Raw genomic sequence first — 20,998 nt, 5'->3', positions numbered from 1 at the left:
TCAAAATACTGTTTATTTCATTAAGTATCTGGTTATAATTGGAGTTATCTTTTTATAAAATTCGTTTGAAAATTTGGTAGTAAAAAAATCTCTCAAAGCCCCTTCGAGTTCAGGTTGATTAATTGGATTCATTTCCAAAATAATAGTTAATAATTCTTCCAATTCGGGTAATTTAACTTTGTGCTTGGAAAAAATTTTAGAGGCAAATTTATAATTTCTAATTCTTGGATAATCATAGTAAAGATAACCATATCTAGTTTGAATTTTTCTTTTGTATGAACCATTTCTTTGAGGCTTCAATTCGTCTTTATTCAAGATTGAATTATTTAAATTTTCAAAGAATAATTCAAATTCTGTTTTTAACATTAGATTGATAATAAAGGATAACTTTTCACGGATCTCAGAAGTTTTTTTGATTTTTAATTCATTTAATCGTTTCAATGTCATATTAATTACCTCTAATGTTTATTTTTTTACTTTTAATGATCAACGCTCATTCTTTTCAATAGTAAATTGAGGGAGTAGATCGTCAAGTTCTTCTTCGGATAAAGTTTTTCCTTGTTTTAAACTTTGATATAAAAATGCAGAATAAGTAACATAGTCAAATTTTGGTTTAGGTTTAATAATTTCATAAACTAATTGTCCTCCACTAGATAAAATTTCTTTAACAGGAACATCAGTATCTTTAAATAGTTCTTTTAGTTCTTTATTTAAATTACTAAGATTATTTTTTAATTCTACAATTTGTTCAGCGATTAACTTTGCTCTCTCTAAATCAACACTTTTATCCATAATTCCTCCCAAAATTTTTATCTTATATATTTTACTAAATATATCGCTTTTATCTTTTTAAGTATTATTAATTTTTATCATTTTTAAGAAATTAAAACCTTAACAAAATAATCTAATTAAAATACTTTTAATATGAGAAATATGACTTCAATATATTATTATAGATAATAAAAAAAGACAAGTGTCTTTAATTATACTAATTGATCAAAAATATCATCACCAGTTTCGGTTTCTATTTCTGCACCAAAGTTTCTTGCAACAATATTACCTAATGTACCTAAACCATTAAAATTTGGTAAAACCTTTGGATTTTTAAAAGATTTTGAATAAATAGTAGCTGGTAAAAATTCTCTAGTGTGATTAAATCCAGGATAAAGTGGATCATTACCATGGTCAGAAGTAATTATTAATAAATCATCCTCGTTCATTACATTAATTAGTTTTCCTAATTTAACATCAAGATTTGCTATGTTTTGAGCATATCCGTGAACATCGCGACGATGTCCGTAATGTGAATCGAATTGAACTAAGTTTGTGAAAATAAATTTATTTTCAGTTTTTTGAGTTGCTAATTCAATTGTTATGTCCATTCCTTTGTCATCAGAACCACTTGGTAAGTGTTTTGAAATTCCTTGACCAACAAAGATATCATTAATTTTACCAATCGAAATAACTTCTACTCCTTTATCTTGAAGTTTATTCAATATCATTTTTCTAGGTTGATTAGCAAAGTCGTGACGGTTAAATGTTCTTGTATATTTTCCATCTTCACCAATAAATGGTCTAATAATAATTCTACCAACATTTCATTCCGGTTTTGATGAACATATTCTTCTTGCTTCACGGCCATATCTATTTAAATTATCTAAACCAATTCACTCTTCATGAGCAGCAATTTGAAGAACTGAGTCCATTGAGGTATAAACAATAATAGCACCAGTTTCTTTTTGTTCTTTTGCATATTCATCAATTACTTCAGTACCTGAACCAGAACGATTGCAAATGATCTTTCTACCATCAAAAGCTTTAGAAAGCTCATCAATTAAATCTTGCGGAAATCCATTTTCAGTAAAAGTAGGAAATGGAACTAATGTTTTAATTCCCATCATCTCTCAATGACCAGCCAATGTATCTTTAGCATTAGATACTTCTTGTACTTTTGCCATATATGCTAGTGGTTTAGAAACATGATAATTACCATTTAATTCGGCAATATTACCAATTCCTAATTTTTTTCAATTATCAATTTTAAATTCTTCTGCTAATGAAGCAGATTTTATTGTGTTAGCTCCTTTATCACCAAATGCTTTTTGGTCACGATCAGGTCCGATACCTAATCCGTCAGTAACTATCATAAAAATACGTTTAAATTTAGCCATTTTATCTCCTTAAAAATAGTATTTATATTATACATACTTATTTAAAATTAAGATAATTGAAATATTTTTTCATTTTTTTAATCTATATTTATTTAATTATTTAATTGTTAATGTTATCCACATTAGGATATGTTTTCACATTTTTTTTCATAAAATTGACAAGGTAAATTTACTTATAAAATAAACATTAAAATAATTATTGAAAAATTAGAAAGGTTATTTATTATGACAGACATAAAAGAAGTTTTAACTAAAACTTTAAGTAATGTTAATCTTTGAGGTGCTATTCTAGCCACTTTAATTATTATTACAATAGGTTTTGTTTTAACTAAAATGAACGTTCTTAAAAAAGAATGAAAAGGAAGTCTTAGTAAGGTTGTTCTTTCGATTTCTGTACCAGCTTTAGCTTTACAAGGTTTTATGAGTACAGCATCATTAGAACAATTAAAACAACAAGGAATTATTTTAGGAGTTGCATTTGCTTTCTATATCTTATTAAGCATCTGTTCAATTATTTGAATTAAATTCTTCCCAAATAGTGCTAAAAGAACTTCAGCAAAAATTCAAAACAATGAAATTGCAAACCCAGATGGAAATTTAACAGAAAAAAGAGCATTAATTATCTGAATGATGTTAATTTTCGGAAGTACAACATTTTTTGGATTACCAGTAATTAAAAGTTTATATCCAAATGATGGTGTTATATCAGCAAATATGTGAAACATTGCGTATAGAATATTCCTATATTCATTTGCATTCATCATGGTTTCAGGTGTTCGTGTTGATAAACAAAATATCAAAAAGGCTATGAAAACAGCTTTTGTTAACCCAATTGTTATCGCAACATTCATCGGTCTAGTGTGTTGATTAACAACAATGATTCCTGGTTGAGCAACATTTGGTCCAAAAGGAAAAACAGGATGATTTGAGCTTAAAGTTACAGCTCCATGAATTTATAAAACTGTTGAATATTTAGGATCATTAGCTTCACCACTAACTTGAATAGCAATTGGTATAACTCTTGCAGCATCAGATTTAAAACTTGCTGTAAAAGACAAATGAGTATGAATTTTCAGTGCACAAAAATTAATTTTAATACCACTTATTGTATTCCTAGTAATGTTAGGACTTAACTATGGTGGACTAATTAATAAAGAAATCGCTATATCAATGGTAATCTTTGCATCAGTACCACCTGCTACAGTTGTTATTCTTTATGCAATTCAATATAAAACTCAAGAAGAATTTGCAGCACAATCATCAGCATTATCAACATTACTAGCAGTTGTTATTCTTCCTATTTGAGTAATAGTATCAAATATTGTGTTTATCTAAAAGGAGAAAGATGAAAGTACTATTTTTTGGTGTTAGAGATGTAGAGAGAGAACTATTTGAAAAACTAAGCTCTAAATATAATTACGAACTAAAACTAGCAACCGGAGTTATCTCACTTGACAGAATTGATTTGCTTGATGGAGTAGATGTAGTGGTTGTTAGAGGACAAGATAAGGTTAATAAAGAAATTATTGACGCAGTTAAATCTAAAGGAATTAAATATTTATTTACAAGAACTGTTGGATACGATCACATTGACATAACTTATGCTAAAGAACAAGGACTTAAATTAGCAAGAGTTGCTTCATATTCACCAACAGCAATCGCTGAATTAGCTGTTTCAATGGCTCACTCACTAACTAGAAAATCACTTTATTTTGCACATAAAGCCCTTAGTGGAGATTTAACTGTTGATCCAAATGGATTTTCAAAAGAGTTAAAAAATAGCACTGTAGCTATTATTGGAACAGGTAAAATTGGTTTTGAAGCTGCTAAAATGTTCAAAGGACTTGGAGCTAGAGTTGTTGGTTATGATTTGTATCCAAATGAGAGTTTTAAAGATGTTATTGAATACTTACCTTTAGATCAAGCACTTTCAGAAGCTGATGTAGTTTCATTTCACATGCCTTATTTTAAGGGACAAAATGATGAGATGATAAATAAGGACTTAATAGCAAAAATGAAAGATGGAGCTGTACTAATTAATACAGCTCGCGGTCAAATCCAAAATAACCAAGATATCATTGAAGCTATTCGTTCAAATAAATTATACGGTGCTGGAATTGATGTATTAAACTATGAATCAGAATACTTTGGTAAAAAACTTGATGCTAATAGCCAATTTATTAAAGATTTAAATGAATTATTTCCAAGACTACTTGTTAGTCCACACATTGGTTCATACACAGATGAAGCTGCATTAAATATGATTGAATACACATTAGATAACATTAATGAATACACAAATACAGGTGATTGCAAAAATAAATTGTAATCTGTGATAGAAAAGGATTAAATCCTTTTTTATTTTATTTAAATAAAATTAAGAAAATATAAAAACTAGCCTAAGCTAGTATTTTATTTATTTAATTCATTAATTTCTGCAAGAACCTTTTGAGAAGCAATAATTTGTGAGTATTCTAAAACTAAATCTAGGAATTTATCAAATGAAGGATTAACACCTAAATCATCAGTTCTAAATTTTGTGCTTGAATTATTTTCGATTAACACTCCATTTTCATATAATTTAGAGTAATATGCTTGTCTAGTCCTGCTTAGTTCTTGTTTAATCTCATCAATACTTAAATTTTCTTCGTTAAAAATTAATTTATTTAACGCTTTGTAGTATTCCATCTCTTTGGACATTAAATCTGATTTAAACTGAGATTTAATAATTGAAACATTATCATCATTTTCTCTATCGTCGTTAAAGAAAATACTTGTAATATCAATTTCAGTTAATGATTTATATTTTTGAGTATCAATGTAATCACTTGTATTTTTTGTTGTGATTAAATAAGCATTATGATCTACTTGTTTTTTCTCATCTTTGTCTAAAAAGTTGTTTCTAAATTTAACGTAATTTTCTTGATCTTGGAAGAAATTACGTAATAAAACATATATTTCTTGACCAGATACAACATCATTTATTGCTTTAGCATTTAATGCTTTTAACTTAAATTCATAACCTGGTTGATTTAGCTCTGCATCTTGATTGTATTTTGCAATTTTTTCTTCAGAAGATTTAACTAAATCCCTTAAGTCTTTAATAATAAGATCTAGCTGTGAGTTTACTTCATTAAATTTTGTATTAATTTCTGAATTAGATAAGGTTTCGCTGTTTATAATTTCATTTCTTATTTTTCTTATTTCACTCTTAGCAGATGCTGCATTAGTAAATATTTCATCACCAAAACCATCGTAATAATCATAAATATCACTTTCAATAATATTTAATTGTGATCAAATATTTTTTATAGCTGTTTTTTGTTCTTCCACATTATTTGCGTTACTTTTTAAGCCAGTAATTTGATTCATTCAATTTTCAAAACGTGTTTTTTTCTTAGTTTCTGTCTCTATTGGTGAAACTTGACTTGCATCACCTCTGATTAAATCTAAAACGTTTGAAAACTCTGAGTTAATGGATGAAACTAGATCTTTTATCTCTCTAAATTTAGCATTAGCTTCATCATCACTGAGAGCTACAATTGATCTTATTTCATCAAATTTTTCACTAAAGAAACTAGTTAAATAATCTAAATCAGCACTTTGGGTTAATAATTTTCCTTCACCGTAGTTCTCAGCCAAGCCATCTTTTGATTGTTGCAATAAATTAACAATAGTTTGTTTTTTATTTGTAAAATCTTCTAAATTTTACGCACTATAAGAATCTTCAAAAGCTTGATAAACTAAATCTTTTAACTCTTCAATCTTAGCTATTTGAGCTTCTGTAGTTTGTTTTCTTAACTCCTCAAGTCTTTCGGCTTCTTCTTTAGTTTTATTAAAAATTTCGATGTATTTATTATATTCATCATCTAAGTGCATCATCTCTCTTAAACCATTGTCAGATGAAAGATTTATCTCTTGAGCTTTTCAGATGTTTAAAACCTTAAGTGCAGTTTGAATTTTAACTAATTCCATTTTTAAAGCTAAATATCTATTGTAAGAATCTTGTACACTTTCTGAGCTCATTCTGTATGCTTTAGATACATTGGTTGAATCATCTAAATATGAGAATTTTGAAGAATAGAATTATAAAATGGACTATTTACGTCAACACTTTTAATGGTGTCAACAATCAAACCTTTGTATGACCCATTTTCAAGTCTTAAAATTTTTGAAGCTTCATTATTTATCTTAAGAATTTGACTTTCAAAAAATTCTTTATTTAATTGTTCTTGTAATTTTAAATCAACTAATGAATTTTCAAATAATTTACCCATAATTTCATTAATGCTTTTAACACTTTGATCATATAAAATATATTTATAATCATATGCGTTATTGAATAATGAATTATAAATTTTTAAATTGTATATTGATTTTAAATCTGCTCAGTATTTCTTAACAATGTTATTGATTCTTTGTCTATTTTGCTCAGCAAAATCATTAATCTTTTTTATTACTTCTTGATCTGTTATTTTACCATTATTAAATATCTCAGATACATTAAAGCCAGCTTTTAATTGTGGAATAAACTCATTGATTGAACCTTCTTTAATTAATGCTGATCAGTAGTTTTGTTCAAGATAACCGAAATAAACTACCTGTTCATAAGCTGTTTTAGCTTCTTGTTTTTTCTCAATGTATCTTTGTTTCATAGTTTGAATTGTTTGAATAATTTGTTCTTTATCATTTATTTCTAGCGATTGGTTATTTAAATGTGCTAGCAATTTTTCTAAATTAGAAACTCTCCAATCAAACAGTGTATCAAAAGCATTATTTTTAGCTGTTTGTGGATCTAAAGGAAAGTGAAACTGTTCTTTTGATAATCCTAGTCTATTTGTAGCTGTATCATTAATTAGTGAAATTCTTAAAGTTGCTTGAATAATACGGTAAGTAAAACTATTTAAGTTACTGTAGTTATCTTCCTCGTCTAAAATTTCATTATATTTTACACTTTCATTCTTAAAGAATTCTTTATATTCCTCATAAAATGATTGTAATTGTGGATTTTTTTCTAAAACATTAAATGTATCAATAGTAAGTTTTGTTAGGTCAAGTAAAGTATCTTTTGCTGAGTAATTTCTTTGAACTCACTTATTTTTAATAGAGTCTAATTCACCTTGAATTTTATTTAGTTCTGCATTTAATTTATTAATTAGTTGCTCTTTTTCATGTGCTTCCTCTTTAGTCAATGAACTTAAAGTATCTTTTTCTTTTTGTAATTCTTTAACTTGATTTCTTAATTCATTTAATTTAGTATCAATATTTGAATTTAATTTATTTACAAGAGATAAATCAAATTCAACAAGACTTTTGTAATAATCTAATGATATTTTTTTAGTTTTATTAGCTTCATTGTACTTACCTTGAAAATCTTGAAATTTTTTCATCAACTCTGGATAGTCATTTGGTGCTGAAATAAGTGAACCATTCATTGAATTTAATGTCTCAAAGCATTTATTAAGTAATAGTTTAATTTCTATATTATGTGTTTTATAGATATATTCTTCACTATTAGTGTCTTCGCAACTTACAAAACATAAACTCGCCAGTCCAACACTTGAGAGTGCACCAGTAGATAATATATATTTAGCTTTTTTCATGTTTTCTCCTAACTATTTAAAGCTTGAACTATACAAATTATAGTAGAAACCTTTTTGTTTTAATAACTCTTGATGAGTTCCTTTTTCAATAATATAACCATTATCAACAACCAAAATAATATCAGCATTTTTGATTGTAGAAAGTCTATGAGCAATTATAAAGCTTGTTTTATTTTCCATTAATTTCAATAATGAATTTTGGATAACTTTTTCTGTTTGAGAGTCAACATTTGAAGTTGCTTCGTCCAAAATTAACATATTTCTATTTGCTAGAATTGCTCTAGTGATATTCAATAATTGTCTTTGCCCTTGACTTAGGTTTGTTCCGTTATTTTCAATTTTAGTATTATATTTTTCTGGGAATTGATTAATAAAGTGTTCGGCTCCAGTAAGTTTTGCAGCTTCTATAATTTGCTCGTCAGTAACATTTTCATTCCCCATTGTTAAATTTCATTTGATAGTATCATTGAATAAAAATGAATCTTGTAAAACTACAGAAACTAAGTTTCTTAAATTTTCAGTGTCAATATGTCTAAGTTCATGTGAATCAATAGTTATTGAACCTGATTCATAATCGTAAAATTTGCTTAGTAAATTAACTATTGTAGTCTTTCCTGCTCCAGTTGGTCCAACAATAGCAACAGTTTGACCTGGTTTAACAGTAAAAGAAGCATTATTGAGCTGGTATTTTTTAGAGTTTTTGTTATATCTAAAAAATACATTTTTAAATTCTATTTCACCGACAATTTTGTCCAAGAAAATCTCTTCAGTATGATCTTTGTCAGGATTGAGATTTAATAATTTAAAAATTCTATTTGATGATGCGATCCCAACTTGAAGAGAGAAATTAATGTTTAATAAAGTGTTAAAAGGACCCATAAAATTCCAATTTAGTGCAATAAAAGTAATGATAAGTCCACCACTAGCAGTTCCGTTTTGATTTGAACCAAAATAACTTAAACCATATACATTCACTTTAGCAAAATATAGTGCCACTGCAATTGCAGCAACCACTAAATTAACTGAATATGATGTAAAACCGAATCAAGGATCAACAGAGCGAGCGGTTAAATCACCTTTGTAAGCAGTTCTTTTGATTTCTTGAGTGATTAACTTAAGTTGATCAAAAACTAATTTTTCTCTATCAAAAGAATTTGTCACTTTCATATTTGCAATATTTTCTTCAACAAAGGCATTTAATTTTCCAAAGCTATCTTGTACTTTAACAAAGTATGGCTGTGCTCTTTTTATAACTAGAAGTGATAGGCCAAATAAAATTAGTGACATTGGAACGGCAATTAACGTTAAAATTGTTGAAACCATAAACATTATACTAATTGAAATAACAACATTAAAAAAGCTTGAAAAAAATTGATTTAGTGTATTCATCAAAGTATTTGAAACGTTGTTAATATCATTAATAATTGTAGAAATTAAATCACCAGCTTTTTGCTTGTCATAGTATGAAATAGGCATTTTGATTAATTTTTCCATTACCTCTTGACGCATTCGAGCTGATTGATTATACGAAATTCTTATATAAATAAGACTCTCTACATATCTAAAGCAACCATATAAAATAAATGATCCACCTAGAATAATTAAGTCGATACTAAAGTGAAATATATCAAAATTTGCTATTGCTAAATTAGGATTAGCACTTTTAAAGATTACTTCAAAGTAATTTCTAAATACATAACCAATATAAATACTTCCTAAAACATAAAAAATCGCATTGAACAATGAACAAAAAATACCAAAAATTAAACGTTTTCTTTCGTTTTGAACATAACTTAAAAGTTGTTTAAAAACCTTGTAAGCTGAGAATTCTTTATCTTTTGCTTTTTTGTTAATAATAAACTCACTATTACGCATTTTCCTCCTTTGTTAAATAATTTTTTAAATTAAGTATTATTGTTCAAGTTGATTTGTAAAAGTGTTTTTATATCATTCATTTTTCTCCGCTAGTTCTTCGTGAGTCCCATGACCAGTTATTCTTCCTTTTTCAAGCACAATAATTTGATCAGCATGTTTAATAGAACTTATTTTTTGACTAATAATAATCGTTGTACAATTGTAGTTTTGTTTTATATTAGTCAATAATTTTTTGGTTGTAATATTATCAAGTGCACTAGTTGAATCGTCTAAAATTAAAACTTTGGGATTGTTGATTAATGTTCTTGCTATAGAAAGTCTTTGTTTTTGACCACCACTAAGATTTTTAGCACGTTGCTCAACAATATGATTAGTTCTATCCTCAAAAGTTTGGACAAAATCTATTGAACAAGAATTATGTAAAGCTTTGTTAATTTCATCTTCAGTTGCATCTTGTTTAGCAAAAAGTAAATTGCTTTTAATAGTGCCTGAATATAGTAGTGCATCTTGATAAACTATACCTATATTTTTGTGTAAATCAGAAGTATTAATTTTGTTTACTTCTTTATTATCCACTAAAATATGTCCATTTTCTTCAGTGTCATATTTATAATTATTAATTAGTAAATTAGCTAAAGAACTTTTTCCTGAACCAGTTGGGCCAATAACACCAAGGGTTTGACCAGGCTTAAGATCTATATTAATATCATATAATGCATATTCCTCTGAGTCTTTGAAATACTTGTAATTAAAGTTCTTAAATTGCACTGAAAGTCCAGTGATGTTATCAACAGTATGTTCTATTGAAAGACCATCTTCCACTTTTAAGTCTTGATTTTTAAAGTCTAAAACTTCATTGATTCTAGCACAACTTACCTTAGCTCTAAAAAAGACAAATAAGAAGGTACTAAAAAGAATTATTCCTAGCGATATAGTGAAAATGTATTCTAAAAACACGTTAATATTAGCTAACTCTTGAACATCTGGAGTAGTTGAATTAAATAAAGTATGAGCTGTTAGAGCATATATTGCAACTGCAACTAAGTTGATTAACACAAAGAAAATAGGATGACCAATAGCAAAAACATTATTAATTTTAGTTTGCAATTTTAGTCATTTATTATTTTGCTCAGTAAATTTTCTTAATTGTTTTTCTTTTAGATTAAAGGTTTTAATCAATCTAGCACCAAGAATATTTTCTTCAACTTCTTTAGTTATTTTATCTATAGTTATTTGATTTTTAACTAGTAAAGGATTGTTAATTTTAATCATAATAATTAAAACAACAATTAAAATTGGTAAGTATAAAAAGATTGTTAAAGAAAGTTTTGGATCTGTCATAATTGTAAAAATTATTCCACCAATAATTAATAATGGGGCTCTAATTAATGCATTAGTAGCGCTAATTAGTAATTCTCAAAAAATGGCAACGTCATTTGAAATTCTAGTAATTAAACTCTCAGGAGTCACTTTGTTTATATCGTGTAGTGAAAGATGTTGAATTTTATTAAAAATTTTATTTCTGAAAAATTCACTACTTCTTTCTCCACCTCAGGTTGTAATCACAATACTTAAAAATGAAGTAAGAAAAGCTAGAAGTATTAATATTACTGAAATTATTGTAAGTTCAGTCAACATCATATTTCTAGTTCCTGAAGCTACAATAAATTTATTAAATACTTTTAATGATACTATTTCAGTCTCACTTGAACTAACTGCTAAAACCACATATTGAGAAATAAAACCAGGTAATATCAAGCTAATAGCTACATTGAGCAAAATTAAAAATATTCCAGTGAAAAACAAAAATTTTATTCTTCTTGGAAGCATTTTAAACATTCTTCACATATATCCCTTTCTAATATAATGAAAATATTATAGCATTTAATGTTTTTATGCATTGCAATAGTATTGTTTTATTAATAAAAATATGGTAAATATTTTAGTTTTATTTCTTTTAAAATTTTTTTTGAAAAAACAAAATTGATTTTAACATTTATACAACTATAAAATAGAGCTATTCATAAATCTTAAATAATTATTTTTTTTAGTAATAATTAGTAATTTTTTTCTATTTTTTGTATAATCTTTTACATGATTAAAATACTGAAGAAAATTCATCAGAGCATTACAAGATTTGTTCTTGTAATTTTTAGTGATATTCAGTATCCTAAATTATCATTTTTTGTAGAGGAATATTTAAAAGATTTGTACGATTTAGCCTCCCCTATTTTACTAAGAATTTAAATATTATATTAAGGAGGTTAAAATGGCAAAAAAAGAAACAAAGAAAAATTCTATTATTGAACTTAAAGAAGTTGTCAAAGAATTCGGTTCTAAAGTTGTTTTAGATAATGTTGATTTAACAATTACTAAAGGTGAATTTGTAACTTTACTTGGACCATCTGGATCAGGTAAAACAACAATTTTAAGACTTATTGGTGGGTTTGAATGAGCAACTCGTGGTGAAATTAAATTCAATAACCGTGATATTAAGGATCTACCACCATATAAAAGAAATCTTTCAACAATCTTCCAAGACTATGCTTTATTTCCTCATCTAAATGTTGAAGGAAATATAAGATATGGTCTTAAATTAAAAAGAGTTCCAAAAAAAACAATTAATGAAAAACACATCAGCTTATTAAAGAAAAAAATTGAAATATGAACTAAAAAAGCTGAACTAGAAATGAAAAAGCTTGACAAGATTCAAGAACAATATGAAAAAGAATTAGAAACACTTAAACCTAAAACTTTACAATACAGAAAACGTCAAAATTGATTAGATGATTCTGACTTTAAATATTCATATTGAGAAAACTATGTGATCCAAAAAACCCAAGCTTTTGAAAATAGATACTTTAAAAGAAAAATGACCCGTGATGAAATGGATCAAAAAATTTCTGAAATGATTGACTTAGTAGGTTTAAAAGGAAATGAGACTCGTTCGATAACTCAACTCTCTGGTGGTATGAAACAACGTGTTGCATTAGCTCGTAGTTTAGTAATTGAACCTGAGATATTACTTCTTGATGAACCACTTAGTGCACTTGATGCAAAAATTAGACAAAAAATGCAAGTATTATTAAGAAATATTCAGCAAGAACTTGGATTGACATTCATTTTTGTAACACACGATCAAAACGAAGCACTTGCTCTTTCAGATCGTATTGCTATAGTACGTGGTGGAAAAATTGAACAATATGATACACCAAAGCAAATTTATGACTATCCAAAAAATATTTGAGTAGCTCGCTTTATAGGTGATTCTAACATCTTTGATGCTAAATTTATTAAAGGTGGAAATGTTAAAATGCTCAATAGTGAATTCAAAACAATTCACTCAGAAGATGAATTTCCAATTAACTCAAGAGTAGACGCCTTAATTAGACCTGAAGATATTGACATCACTGATAAAGATGTAAAAAGTGCAAAAAGAATCAAGGGTATAATTGAAGATTTAACATATAGAGGAAGCTATTACTACATTAAAGTTATTGTTAATGATGGACATGAAATTTTTGTTGAAACAGCCAAAAAATTTGAAATCGGTGATACAGTTTACTTGAGTTGAACAATTGACTCAATCCATTTAATGGCAAAAGATCCTAAGTGAGATTACGAATCAAATGTTTTCAAAAATTAAAGAAAGATTATTCAACACCGATAATAAACGTGGCTGATTAATTAGTCCATACTTATTAATAGCTTTATTACTAATCATCCTTCCGATTATTTTAATTATTGTTAGTGCTTTTGCACCTTTAAAAACACCTAATGGTTCAACCAGCGATAACTGAGAGTTATTAAAAACTTACTCTACTTGAAGTATTATTTTCCGTTCATTAAGAATAGGAATTGTCTCATCAATTCTATGTTTAGTTGTAGGATTCCCTTATGCTTATTTTGTTTCAAGTAGTAAATCAAAAATATTTAAAATTTATGCAATAAGTTTAATTTTAAGTCCTATGGCTATTTTCACAATAGCTAGAATTTATTCAATTAGAACTTTATTCTTGAATATCATCGACCCAAATAATGTTGATAGTCTAAATTCAGAGTGATTTTTGGTTTTTGGATTATTCTATCTTAATTTACCACTTATGATAATGCCACTTTACACAGTTTTAAAAGACATGCCAAGAAATATTATTGAAGCATCAAGTGATATGGGATACAACACTTTTAAAACTGTCTTTAAGGTTATTATTCCATATTCGCTTAAAGCAATCTTAAGTGGTTATAGTATGATATTTTTAAGTACAGCTACTACATTCTTAGTTTCAACTAAATTATTACCTGATGGAACTCAAAATCAAATGGTTGGTGACTTAATCAACATTACAATTAACCCAGGAAATAAATATGATTTAGCTAAAGGATCATCTTTAGTTATTGTAGTTTCATTTATTTTCATAGGTATTTACTCTATTATCATCATTGCACCTAAAATTATTTTTAGATTTAAGAGAGGATTTACATATGAGTAAAATTTGAGAATCAATTAAACGAAGTTATGTATTTATAATTTTAGGTTTTGTATACATTCCTCTTGTAGTGGGAGCAATTTTTACATTTAATAAAAGCAGTGATAAAGGAACTTACTTAACTTCCTGATCTAAATTTACATTTAATAATTGAACAACTATTTTTAACTCAGGTAGAGATATAGCTTTAATTAATTCTATAATCTTAGCAGCACTAACATCAATTATAGTTATTACAATATCTTTAATTTCTGTTTATGCTGTATATCGTTCAAAGAGTAGAGTACTAAGAAGTTCATTAAGTGTAACTTCTAATATTCCACTTATTAACCCAGATAATATTACAGCCATTGGCTTAGTTCTAGTATTTACTTTATTTTTTGGTGTTATAAGTTCAGATGATGAAGGATTTTTTAGAGTAGTTATCGGTCATGCTGTCATGACACTACCTTATGCAATCTTTTTAATGTATCCAAGAAGTGAAAAATTCAATAACAACTTATTCGAAGCTTCAATGGATTTAGGTTACTCAAAAATAAGATCATGATTTAAAACTTACTTTGTATATATGATTCCCTCTATCATAATGACTTCTGTAGTTTGTTGTGTATTTAGTTTTGATGACTTTATTATCACAAGAACTACTTCAAATACACCAACACTTGGTCTTAAATTATACGAAGGACAATTCGAAGCATGAGCATTATGTTTTGGAGTTATTGCACTAATTATAGTTATTTTTGGTAATGCGATATACATTGGAATCAAAAATAAACACATCAAAAGAAGCAAAAAAACTTGACTTAAAAAAATTATTATCAAAGACAAACAAAAGGGAAATTTTGAAAACACTGTCGAACTAAATTTACGTGGAGGTGAGATGGATGTCTAAAAATTACTTCAAAAAAACCATTTATAGAAATACTGCATTAATTGCCGGTTCAATTCTTTCAGCTGGAATTTTAGCAAGTGCGATAAATTATAAAATTTCAAAAAAGTTTAAACCTAGTTTTTACAATTATCGTGCTTCTATTTCAAAGAGTAATGAAGAAAAGATCGGACAACATTTCTTATACAAACAATTTAATGAATTAACTGAATTCCAAAATGCTATTTTAAATAATAGAGCAGCTGCTGGTATTGGAACTGAATACCTAGCAACTAGATTAATAATTAAAGGAAAAATATCAAAAATCGATTATTCAAAATTTCTCAATCTTCCAAATTTAAAACCACAAGACTACGAAGAAGCAATTAAAGTTATTTTAAAACCATCAGTATTTAATCATCTTAAAAGCTATGATAAATACTTAAAATACGATGAGAATGGAAATGAAATAAACGCTCATCTTTGAGAATATTTCTTTCCTTATTTTGTTCAAGATGCTATAGTTGCATACAACATCAATAAAGTTAATATTGCTGATGAATACAAAAAACGAGACGAAAATGGTGAGTTAGTAAATGAAATTGATTTTGCAAAAATATTAAACTCTGACAACAAAGATGCTTTTAACATGGTTGATATCATGAAAACATTAAGAAAAGTTGGGTACGATAAATACATTATTACCGATGCAATCAGAGACAATATGCTATATGGTTCTGCATATGACACCGTTTTAGACAAACCTGAAAGCAGAACTGATGAAAATTTTACTGGTGAAGTTACTGAACAAACTTATGAACGTTTAATCAAAAACTTTAAAGATTTGATAAAAGATGGTTCAGGTTTTAATATTAATGACACATCTCACATAACTTTTAAGGGTGATGGATTAGAAATTGTTAATACAATTGTAAACCCATCTGATTCGACAAATGTGTCTATTATGTATAATGGTGACGGAATTGATGCATACTATTCTAATGATAATGCCGCTTCCACTGTTGATGGTGAAACTATTAGATTCGTGCGCCCAAGCAAAAATGTATTTTTAGTTGATGGAGTTATGTTTAGTGCATCTAACTCAAAAGAAAATAATGAAAATTATATGAGTTATTTAACAGAAAATGTTTACCAAAACGTAAATTTAGCATATATTGAATATCTAAAGCTTAAAAAAGAATACCCTAACTTACCATTTAAACAACTCAAGAACTTAGCGATGATTAAAGGTGAAGAAGCAGTTTATAAAGATTGACAAACAAACAAAATTGCTGAGTTAATCAAATCTAATTCATATTTTGAAAATAATTATCTAAAAGTTTCTAATGAAATTGTTGAACTATTCAATAATGAACACTTTAAATTAGCATCTAAAGAAAACAAATCAACACTTGATGATTTTTATGTTCAAGTTATTAGCAACTATTTTAATGAGAAATTAGATTCAATTATTTATGATAATTCTGAAGAAGCTAATAATTCATGAGAAAAAACATTAATGTTTGAAATTTTAAATAAATTTAGTGATGAACTAGGATATGATCAAAGCATACCTCTTGATAAACAATATAATTCGGACTTTAAGTCAGAATGAATTAACAAAACTGCCAGTTATTTAGGGTTTATCACAATAACTGAAAATGAAATCAACTCACCAGAATACAATAACTTCATCTCAGACTTAATTTCGTCAAAATATTTAAATTTAGATAATTTTGATTATGTAAATTACACCACTGGCGTTAATTTAGACATGAATATTATATATAAAAACTATTTTTACAATGGTGATTTAACACATGATGAGACAGTAAGAAAAATTCTTTGAATTGATGAAAATGATGAAATAGAATATAAAGGTATTTCTCCTATCGAAGATTATCTAAATAGTAAAATAACTTTTGAATATTACAAGCAAACAAAATCATAAAATAGCTCTAATTTATAGTACTTTTAGAATTTCATTTTTTTGATAAATAAAATTTATTTTATGTATAATTTTGCTAAACATATACCATAAAAATCAAGACTAAAAATTGATAGAGATAAAAAAACATTTAAAGGTAATAATGAAAATATTAAAGCGAAAAGCAAAAATAATATTATATTCTCTAGGACTTATTGCCACCTTTACTGGTTTTAGTGCTAGTGTTATTTATAAAGCAACAAACAAATTTAAACCAAGTTTTTATAACTACAAGGCTGCAATATCAAAAAATAATGAAAAAGAATTAAGTAAAAGTTTTTTATATAAACAATTTAATGAGATAAATGAATTTCAAACAGCAATGATTAATAATCATGCAGCGCTAGGTATTGGAACAGAATTTCTAGCAACAAAATTAATAAGACAAGGTAAACTAAGCAAAATTAATTATTCAAAATTGCTACAAATGCCTGATTTAAAGGAAGAAAATTACGAAGAAGCAGTCCGTGTAATTTTACGTGATAATGTATTTCTGCATCTTAAGAGTTATGACAAATATTTACAATTTGATGAACATGGGAATAAAATCAATGCTCATCTTTGAGAATATTTCTTTCCATATATCATTCAAGATATGGTCATAACTTATAACATAAATAAAATAAAAATCAATGATAACTATAAAAAAATCGGTCAAGATGGAGAATTATTAAATGAAATAGATTTTAATAAAGTTTTAAATCTTAATGATGATAATAAGAAGTTTGAAATTATTGATATTCTTAAAGCATTAAAAACTGTTGGTTACAACAAATACATGATAACTGACGCCTTTAGAGATAACATGCTTTATGGGTCAACTTATGATGTTATATTAGGTACTGAGGGTCAAAGAACTAGTGAAAACTTTACCGGTGAAGTCAGTGAAGAAACATACGTTAGATTAATTGAAAATTTTAAATCATTAATAAATGATGGTACCGGGTATGATTTTAACGACACCAAACATATAACCTTCAAAGGCGAGGGTTTAGAAATAGTAAATAGACTTGTTGACCCAAGTGATCCAACAAATGCAACCATTATGTATAATGGTGATGCAGTTGATGCATATTATTCTAATGATAATTCAAGTCAGACAGTAGATGGTCAAACAATTAGATTTATTAGACCTAAACAAAATATTTTCTTAGTCGACGGAATAATGTTCAGCTCTACTAATTCACCCGAAAATAATAATTACTTTACGGATGTTATTAGTAATAATATTTTTCAGAATCTTTCATTAAACTACCGCAGTTTTCTTGAAATAAAACATAATTCCCCATCCAATAACTTTGAAGAGACTAAAAAACAAGCATTAATTAAATCAGAAGAAAAAATCTTCCGTGACTTTCAATATGAAAAATATAGTGAGTTATTCAACAATTACTTAAACAAAGAAGAATCTGAAAAAATAACCAATACTACTTTATTCGAAATTAACGAATTACATTATAAAAAATATTTACAAGATAATTCACTGATGAAAAATTATTATTTGGATGTAATTTCAGAATTGGTTAATCCTATAATTAAAGACTTTACTACCACAAGATCTAATTTGAATTATTCTCAATTAGTGGAAAATTATAAAAATCCTATCGAATTATTAATTTTAGGAATACTAAATAAATTTAGTGATTATCTAAATTTTGACTTAACTAAAACTTTTGAATTACAAAACAATGATTTTGATATAAATAAACTAAAACATATAATAGTTGGGTATCTTTCAACAGCAAATATAAATACTAAAGATTATAATTCAGAAAATTACAATTCAATAGTAAATTATAAAATGAGTCACAATTACCTAAATTTAGATAATTTTGACTTCATAAATTACGCTACAGCTGTTAACGCAGATATGTTATTTATTTATAAAAATTATTTTATTGACGATGATTTTAATCTAGATAATATAGCTAAAGATATCTTCTGAGTAGATGATGGAATTAATATTCAATATCAAGGATTAGCACCAATAGAAGATTATTTAAACTCTAAGGTTGTTTTTGAATACTACAGACAAACTAAAGCATAAATGTAGGGGTTCCTACATTTTTTAATTACCTTGTATACTAGAACATTAAATTAATTTTGCTTCAGCAAAATGTCTAGAATAATTATTCTCTAAATCGGGTGTAGTAAAAAATGTGTGGAGAAATTATTTTCTGCATTTTTTGCATTACTAATTATTCTAATTTAGTTTAAGTTTATATATTAAACTTAATTTATAAAAAAGAGAGCTTTTAGCTCTCTAAATACTTTATTTATTTTTTAAGTTCTTTTTTTAGTTTTCTATTTTTGTGCGAAACAAGTGCGAATAATGTACCAAAAACAATTGAAAGGATTAAGAAAATAATTCAAAATACATTCTTAATTGTTCCAGATTTAGATAATTCTCTATTTTCTGTAGAAACTTTAGCTAATTCATCTTGACTGTGTTTTAATTCACTTTCTTTTTGAGTATTTTCAGTAGTAAGTTTAGTATTTGTTTCTTTAAGTGAATTATTTTCATTAGTTAAAGTTTGTTTATTTTCTTTTAGACTAGCATTTTCCGCAGCTAATTTTTCGTTTTCACTTACAAGTGAATTATTTTTATTATTAGTTGTTGTTAATTGATCTTTTAATGATGCATTTTCACTATTTTTTGAAGCTAATTCATTATCTTTACTTGAAATGTCATCTTTTAATTTCTTGTTTTCGTTTAATAGTTGGTCTTTATAGTTTTCTAAGTTATCGGTATATTTTTTTAATTCTTCATATTTACTGTTATATTCATTTGAATTTAATGTTAATTTTCTTAGTAATTCAATATTAGCAATAGAAAATCCTAATTCACTCTTATAAGTATCAGTAAATGTTGGATTTGCAAAACCGGCATTTTTATACAATGAACTTAGTTCAGTGTTTTCGAAAATTTTACTTATTATGAGATCATCAAGTTTTTTCAACTGTTCTTTGTATTTGGCCATATCTTCATTTATGAATTTTTGAGTTTCTTGAGCTTTAGATTGATCCGAATCATTAGTTATTTTTGAAACAAATGTATTAAATGCTGTTTCAGCTTTTGTAATTTTTTCTAATTTTTCAGGATTTGAAGAATATTTGGTTTTTAGTTCAACATAACTACCCGCACCAAGTTCTGGATCATTAATAGTGAATACATTTCCTGATAAAAACTCATCTAATCCTAAGTTTAATTCGCTATTTTCCTTAGCTCTATCATTGATTTTATTCATAAAATCGAAGTAGAATGCATGTTCAACAACAGGTGAAATTTTTGATAAAGCATAAATATTGTTTTTAATTTCTCATAACGATTTTTCTACATTATTTTCAGTCTTATAAGTATCTAAACTCTTCAATGATGAATGTGTAATTGTTTGTGGTTCACCTTTTGAGTTTGTAAAATTAAGTGAAAATTCAGAACCATTTTTTTGCAATGAATTATATAATCTTTCAAATCCATTTAGACTAAATTTCTTAGCAGATTCACTTAAATGTTTTAATCTTTTATCCCCTTCTTCAACAACTTGTTTAGAACCATTATAAACTATTTCTAAAGTGCTTTCATTGAACTTTTTGATGGCTGAATCATAATCTGTTTTGGTAAATGTTTTATTTGCCATTTTTTGGTAAATATCAGAATTTTTTGACAAGAAACTAAATACAAAAGTTTTTACCTTAGTATTTAAATCAGTTGCACCTTCAAATTTAATGCTTAATTCAATTAAATCCATGAATTTAGCTGATAGTAATGAAGCTTTAGTTATGAAGGCTTGTGTATTTTGTTGAGATTCAGTTTCACTAGTTGTTGCTGCTGACATAGCAATAACTGGAACAATTGGAGTAGATATTACAGCTCCTGTTTTAAGAATTAATTTACTAATTTTTTTCATATTATTTCCTTTTGTTTTATCTTATAATGTTTTATCCTTTTATATTTTACATTTTTTTAATAAGTTACAAAATTTAATAAAATATATTCTATAACTTTA

The 20,998-nt window shown here is 26.5% G+C and carries 16 protein-coding genes; 7 read left to right on the top strand and 9 right to left on the bottom strand.

What is annotated here, in order from left to right; translation table 4 throughout:
- Window positions 1–12: 12 nt before the first annotated feature.
- The 3 genes from EXC66_RS01400 to EXC66_RS01390 form a co-directional block, all read right to left on the bottom strand.
- Window positions 13–447 (bottom strand): transposase, encoded by a 435-nt coding sequence (locus EXC66_RS01400; protein WP_006886929.1) that lies wholly within the window; start codon window positions 445–447, stop codon window positions 13–15.
- A gap of 18 nt (window positions 448–465) precedes the next feature.
- Window positions 466–792 (bottom strand): hypothetical protein, encoded by a 327-nt coding sequence (locus EXC66_RS01395; protein WP_006886928.1) that lies wholly within the window; start codon window positions 790–792, stop codon window positions 466–468.
- Between the two features lie 191 nt (window positions 793–983).
- Window positions 984–2,171, bottom strand: coding sequence for a phosphopentomutase (locus EXC66_RS01390; protein WP_006886927.1), 1,188 nt, complete (start codon window positions 2,169–2,171; stop codon window positions 984–986).
- 225 nt (window positions 2,172–2,396) lie between these two features.
- Between EXC66_RS01390 and EXC66_RS01385 the strand changes: the two genes are divergently transcribed.
- Together EXC66_RS01385 and EXC66_RS01380 are read left to right on the top strand one after the other, a co-directional pair.
- Entirely contained in the window at window positions 2,397–3,506 is a 1,110-nt protein-coding gene (locus EXC66_RS01385; RefSeq protein WP_006886926.1) for an AEC family transporter, read from the top strand.
- Between the two features lie 10 nt (window positions 3,507–3,516).
- A complete protein-coding gene (locus tag EXC66_RS01380) occupies window positions 3,517–4,500 on the top strand; it encodes an NAD(P)-dependent oxidoreductase (RefSeq protein ID WP_006886925.1) in 984 nt (327 codons plus the stop codon).
- Between the two features lie 83 nt (window positions 4,501–4,583).
- Here the strand turns inward: EXC66_RS01380 and EXC66_RS01375 are convergent, their stop codons facing one another.
- From EXC66_RS01375 to EXC66_RS01355, 5 genes are read right to left on the bottom strand one after another with little or no spacing between them, the layout of a single operon-like run.
- Window positions 4,584–5,834 (bottom strand): GumC domain-containing protein, encoded by a 1,251-nt coding sequence (locus tag EXC66_RS01375; protein ID WP_040544605.1) that lies wholly within the window; start codon window positions 5,832–5,834, stop codon window positions 4,584–4,586.
- 45 nt (window positions 5,835–5,879) lie between these two features.
- Window positions 5,880–6,197, bottom strand: a complete 318-nt coding sequence (locus EXC66_RS01370; RefSeq protein WP_129622324.1) for a hypothetical protein — start codon at window positions 6,195–6,197, stop codon at window positions 5,880–5,882.
- Window positions 6,198–6,229: 32 nt separating this feature from the next.
- On the bottom strand, window positions 6,230–7,774 hold the full coding sequence (locus EXC66_RS01365; RefSeq protein WP_129622322.1) for a hypothetical protein: 1,545 nt from the start codon (window positions 7,772–7,774) through the stop codon (window positions 6,230–6,232).
- Window positions 7,775–7,786: 12 nt separating this feature from the next.
- A complete protein-coding gene (locus EXC66_RS01360) occupies window positions 7,787–9,649 on the bottom strand; it encodes an ABC transporter ATP-binding protein (protein WP_006886922.1) in 1,863 nt (620 codons plus the stop codon).
- A gap of 36 nt (window positions 9,650–9,685) precedes the next feature.
- The gene (locus EXC66_RS01355; RefSeq protein ID WP_006886921.1) at window positions 9,686–11,497 is read right to left on the bottom strand and encodes an ABC transporter ATP-binding protein; all 1,812 of its coding nucleotides are present in this window, start codon (window positions 11,495–11,497) and stop codon (window positions 9,686–9,688) included.
- Between the two features lie 421 nt (window positions 11,498–11,918).
- Between EXC66_RS01355 and EXC66_RS01350 the strand changes: the two genes are divergently transcribed.
- From EXC66_RS01350 to EXC66_RS01330, 5 genes are all read left to right on the top strand, one after another.
- A complete protein-coding gene (locus tag EXC66_RS01350; protein WP_006886920.1) occupies window positions 11,919–13,295 on the top strand; it encodes an ABC transporter ATP-binding protein in 1,377 nt (458 codons plus the stop codon).
- On the top strand, window positions 13,279–14,139 hold the full coding sequence (locus EXC66_RS01345) for an ABC transporter permease (RefSeq protein WP_006886919.1): 861 nt from the start codon (window positions 13,279–13,281) through the stop codon (window positions 14,137–14,139). The genes EXC66_RS01350 and EXC66_RS01345 overlap by 17 nt, the downstream gene beginning before the upstream one ends.
- Window positions 14,132–15,028 carry an ABC transporter permease gene (locus tag EXC66_RS01340; RefSeq protein WP_006886918.1) on the top strand — a complete coding sequence of 299 codons (897 nt, stop codon included), beginning with the start codon at window positions 14,132–14,134 and terminating at the stop codon, window positions 15,026–15,028. Before EXC66_RS01345 ends, EXC66_RS01340 begins: the two co-directional genes overlap by 8 nt.
- Complete coding sequence (locus tag EXC66_RS01335) at window positions 15,021–16,955, top strand: hypothetical protein (RefSeq protein WP_006886917.1); 1,935 nt, start codon at window positions 15,021–15,023, stop codon at window positions 16,953–16,955. The genes EXC66_RS01340 and EXC66_RS01335 overlap by 8 nt, the downstream gene beginning before the upstream one ends.
- A 139-nt stretch (window positions 16,956–17,094) precedes the next feature.
- A complete protein-coding gene (locus EXC66_RS01330; RefSeq protein WP_006886916.1) occupies window positions 17,095–19,038 on the top strand; it encodes a hypothetical protein in 1,944 nt (647 codons plus the stop codon).
- A gap of 229 nt (window positions 19,039–19,267) precedes the next feature.
- Here the strand turns inward: EXC66_RS01330 and EXC66_RS01325 are convergent, their stop codons facing one another.
- Window positions 19,268–20,899: a hypothetical protein gene (locus tag EXC66_RS01325; RefSeq protein ID WP_006886915.1), complete on the bottom strand. Its 1,632-nt coding sequence runs from the start codon at window positions 20,897–20,899 to the stop codon at window positions 19,268–19,270.
- Window positions 20,900–20,998: the final 99 nt, after the last annotated feature.

Origin of the sequence: Mycoplasmopsis anatis, from assembly GCF_900660655.1 — a bacterium.
Classification (GTDB): domain Bacteria; phylum Bacillota_I; class Bacilli_A; order Mycoplasmatales; family Metamycoplasmataceae; genus Mycoplasmopsis; species Mycoplasmopsis anatis.
This window is presented reverse-complemented; position numbering and strand designations above follow the sequence as displayed.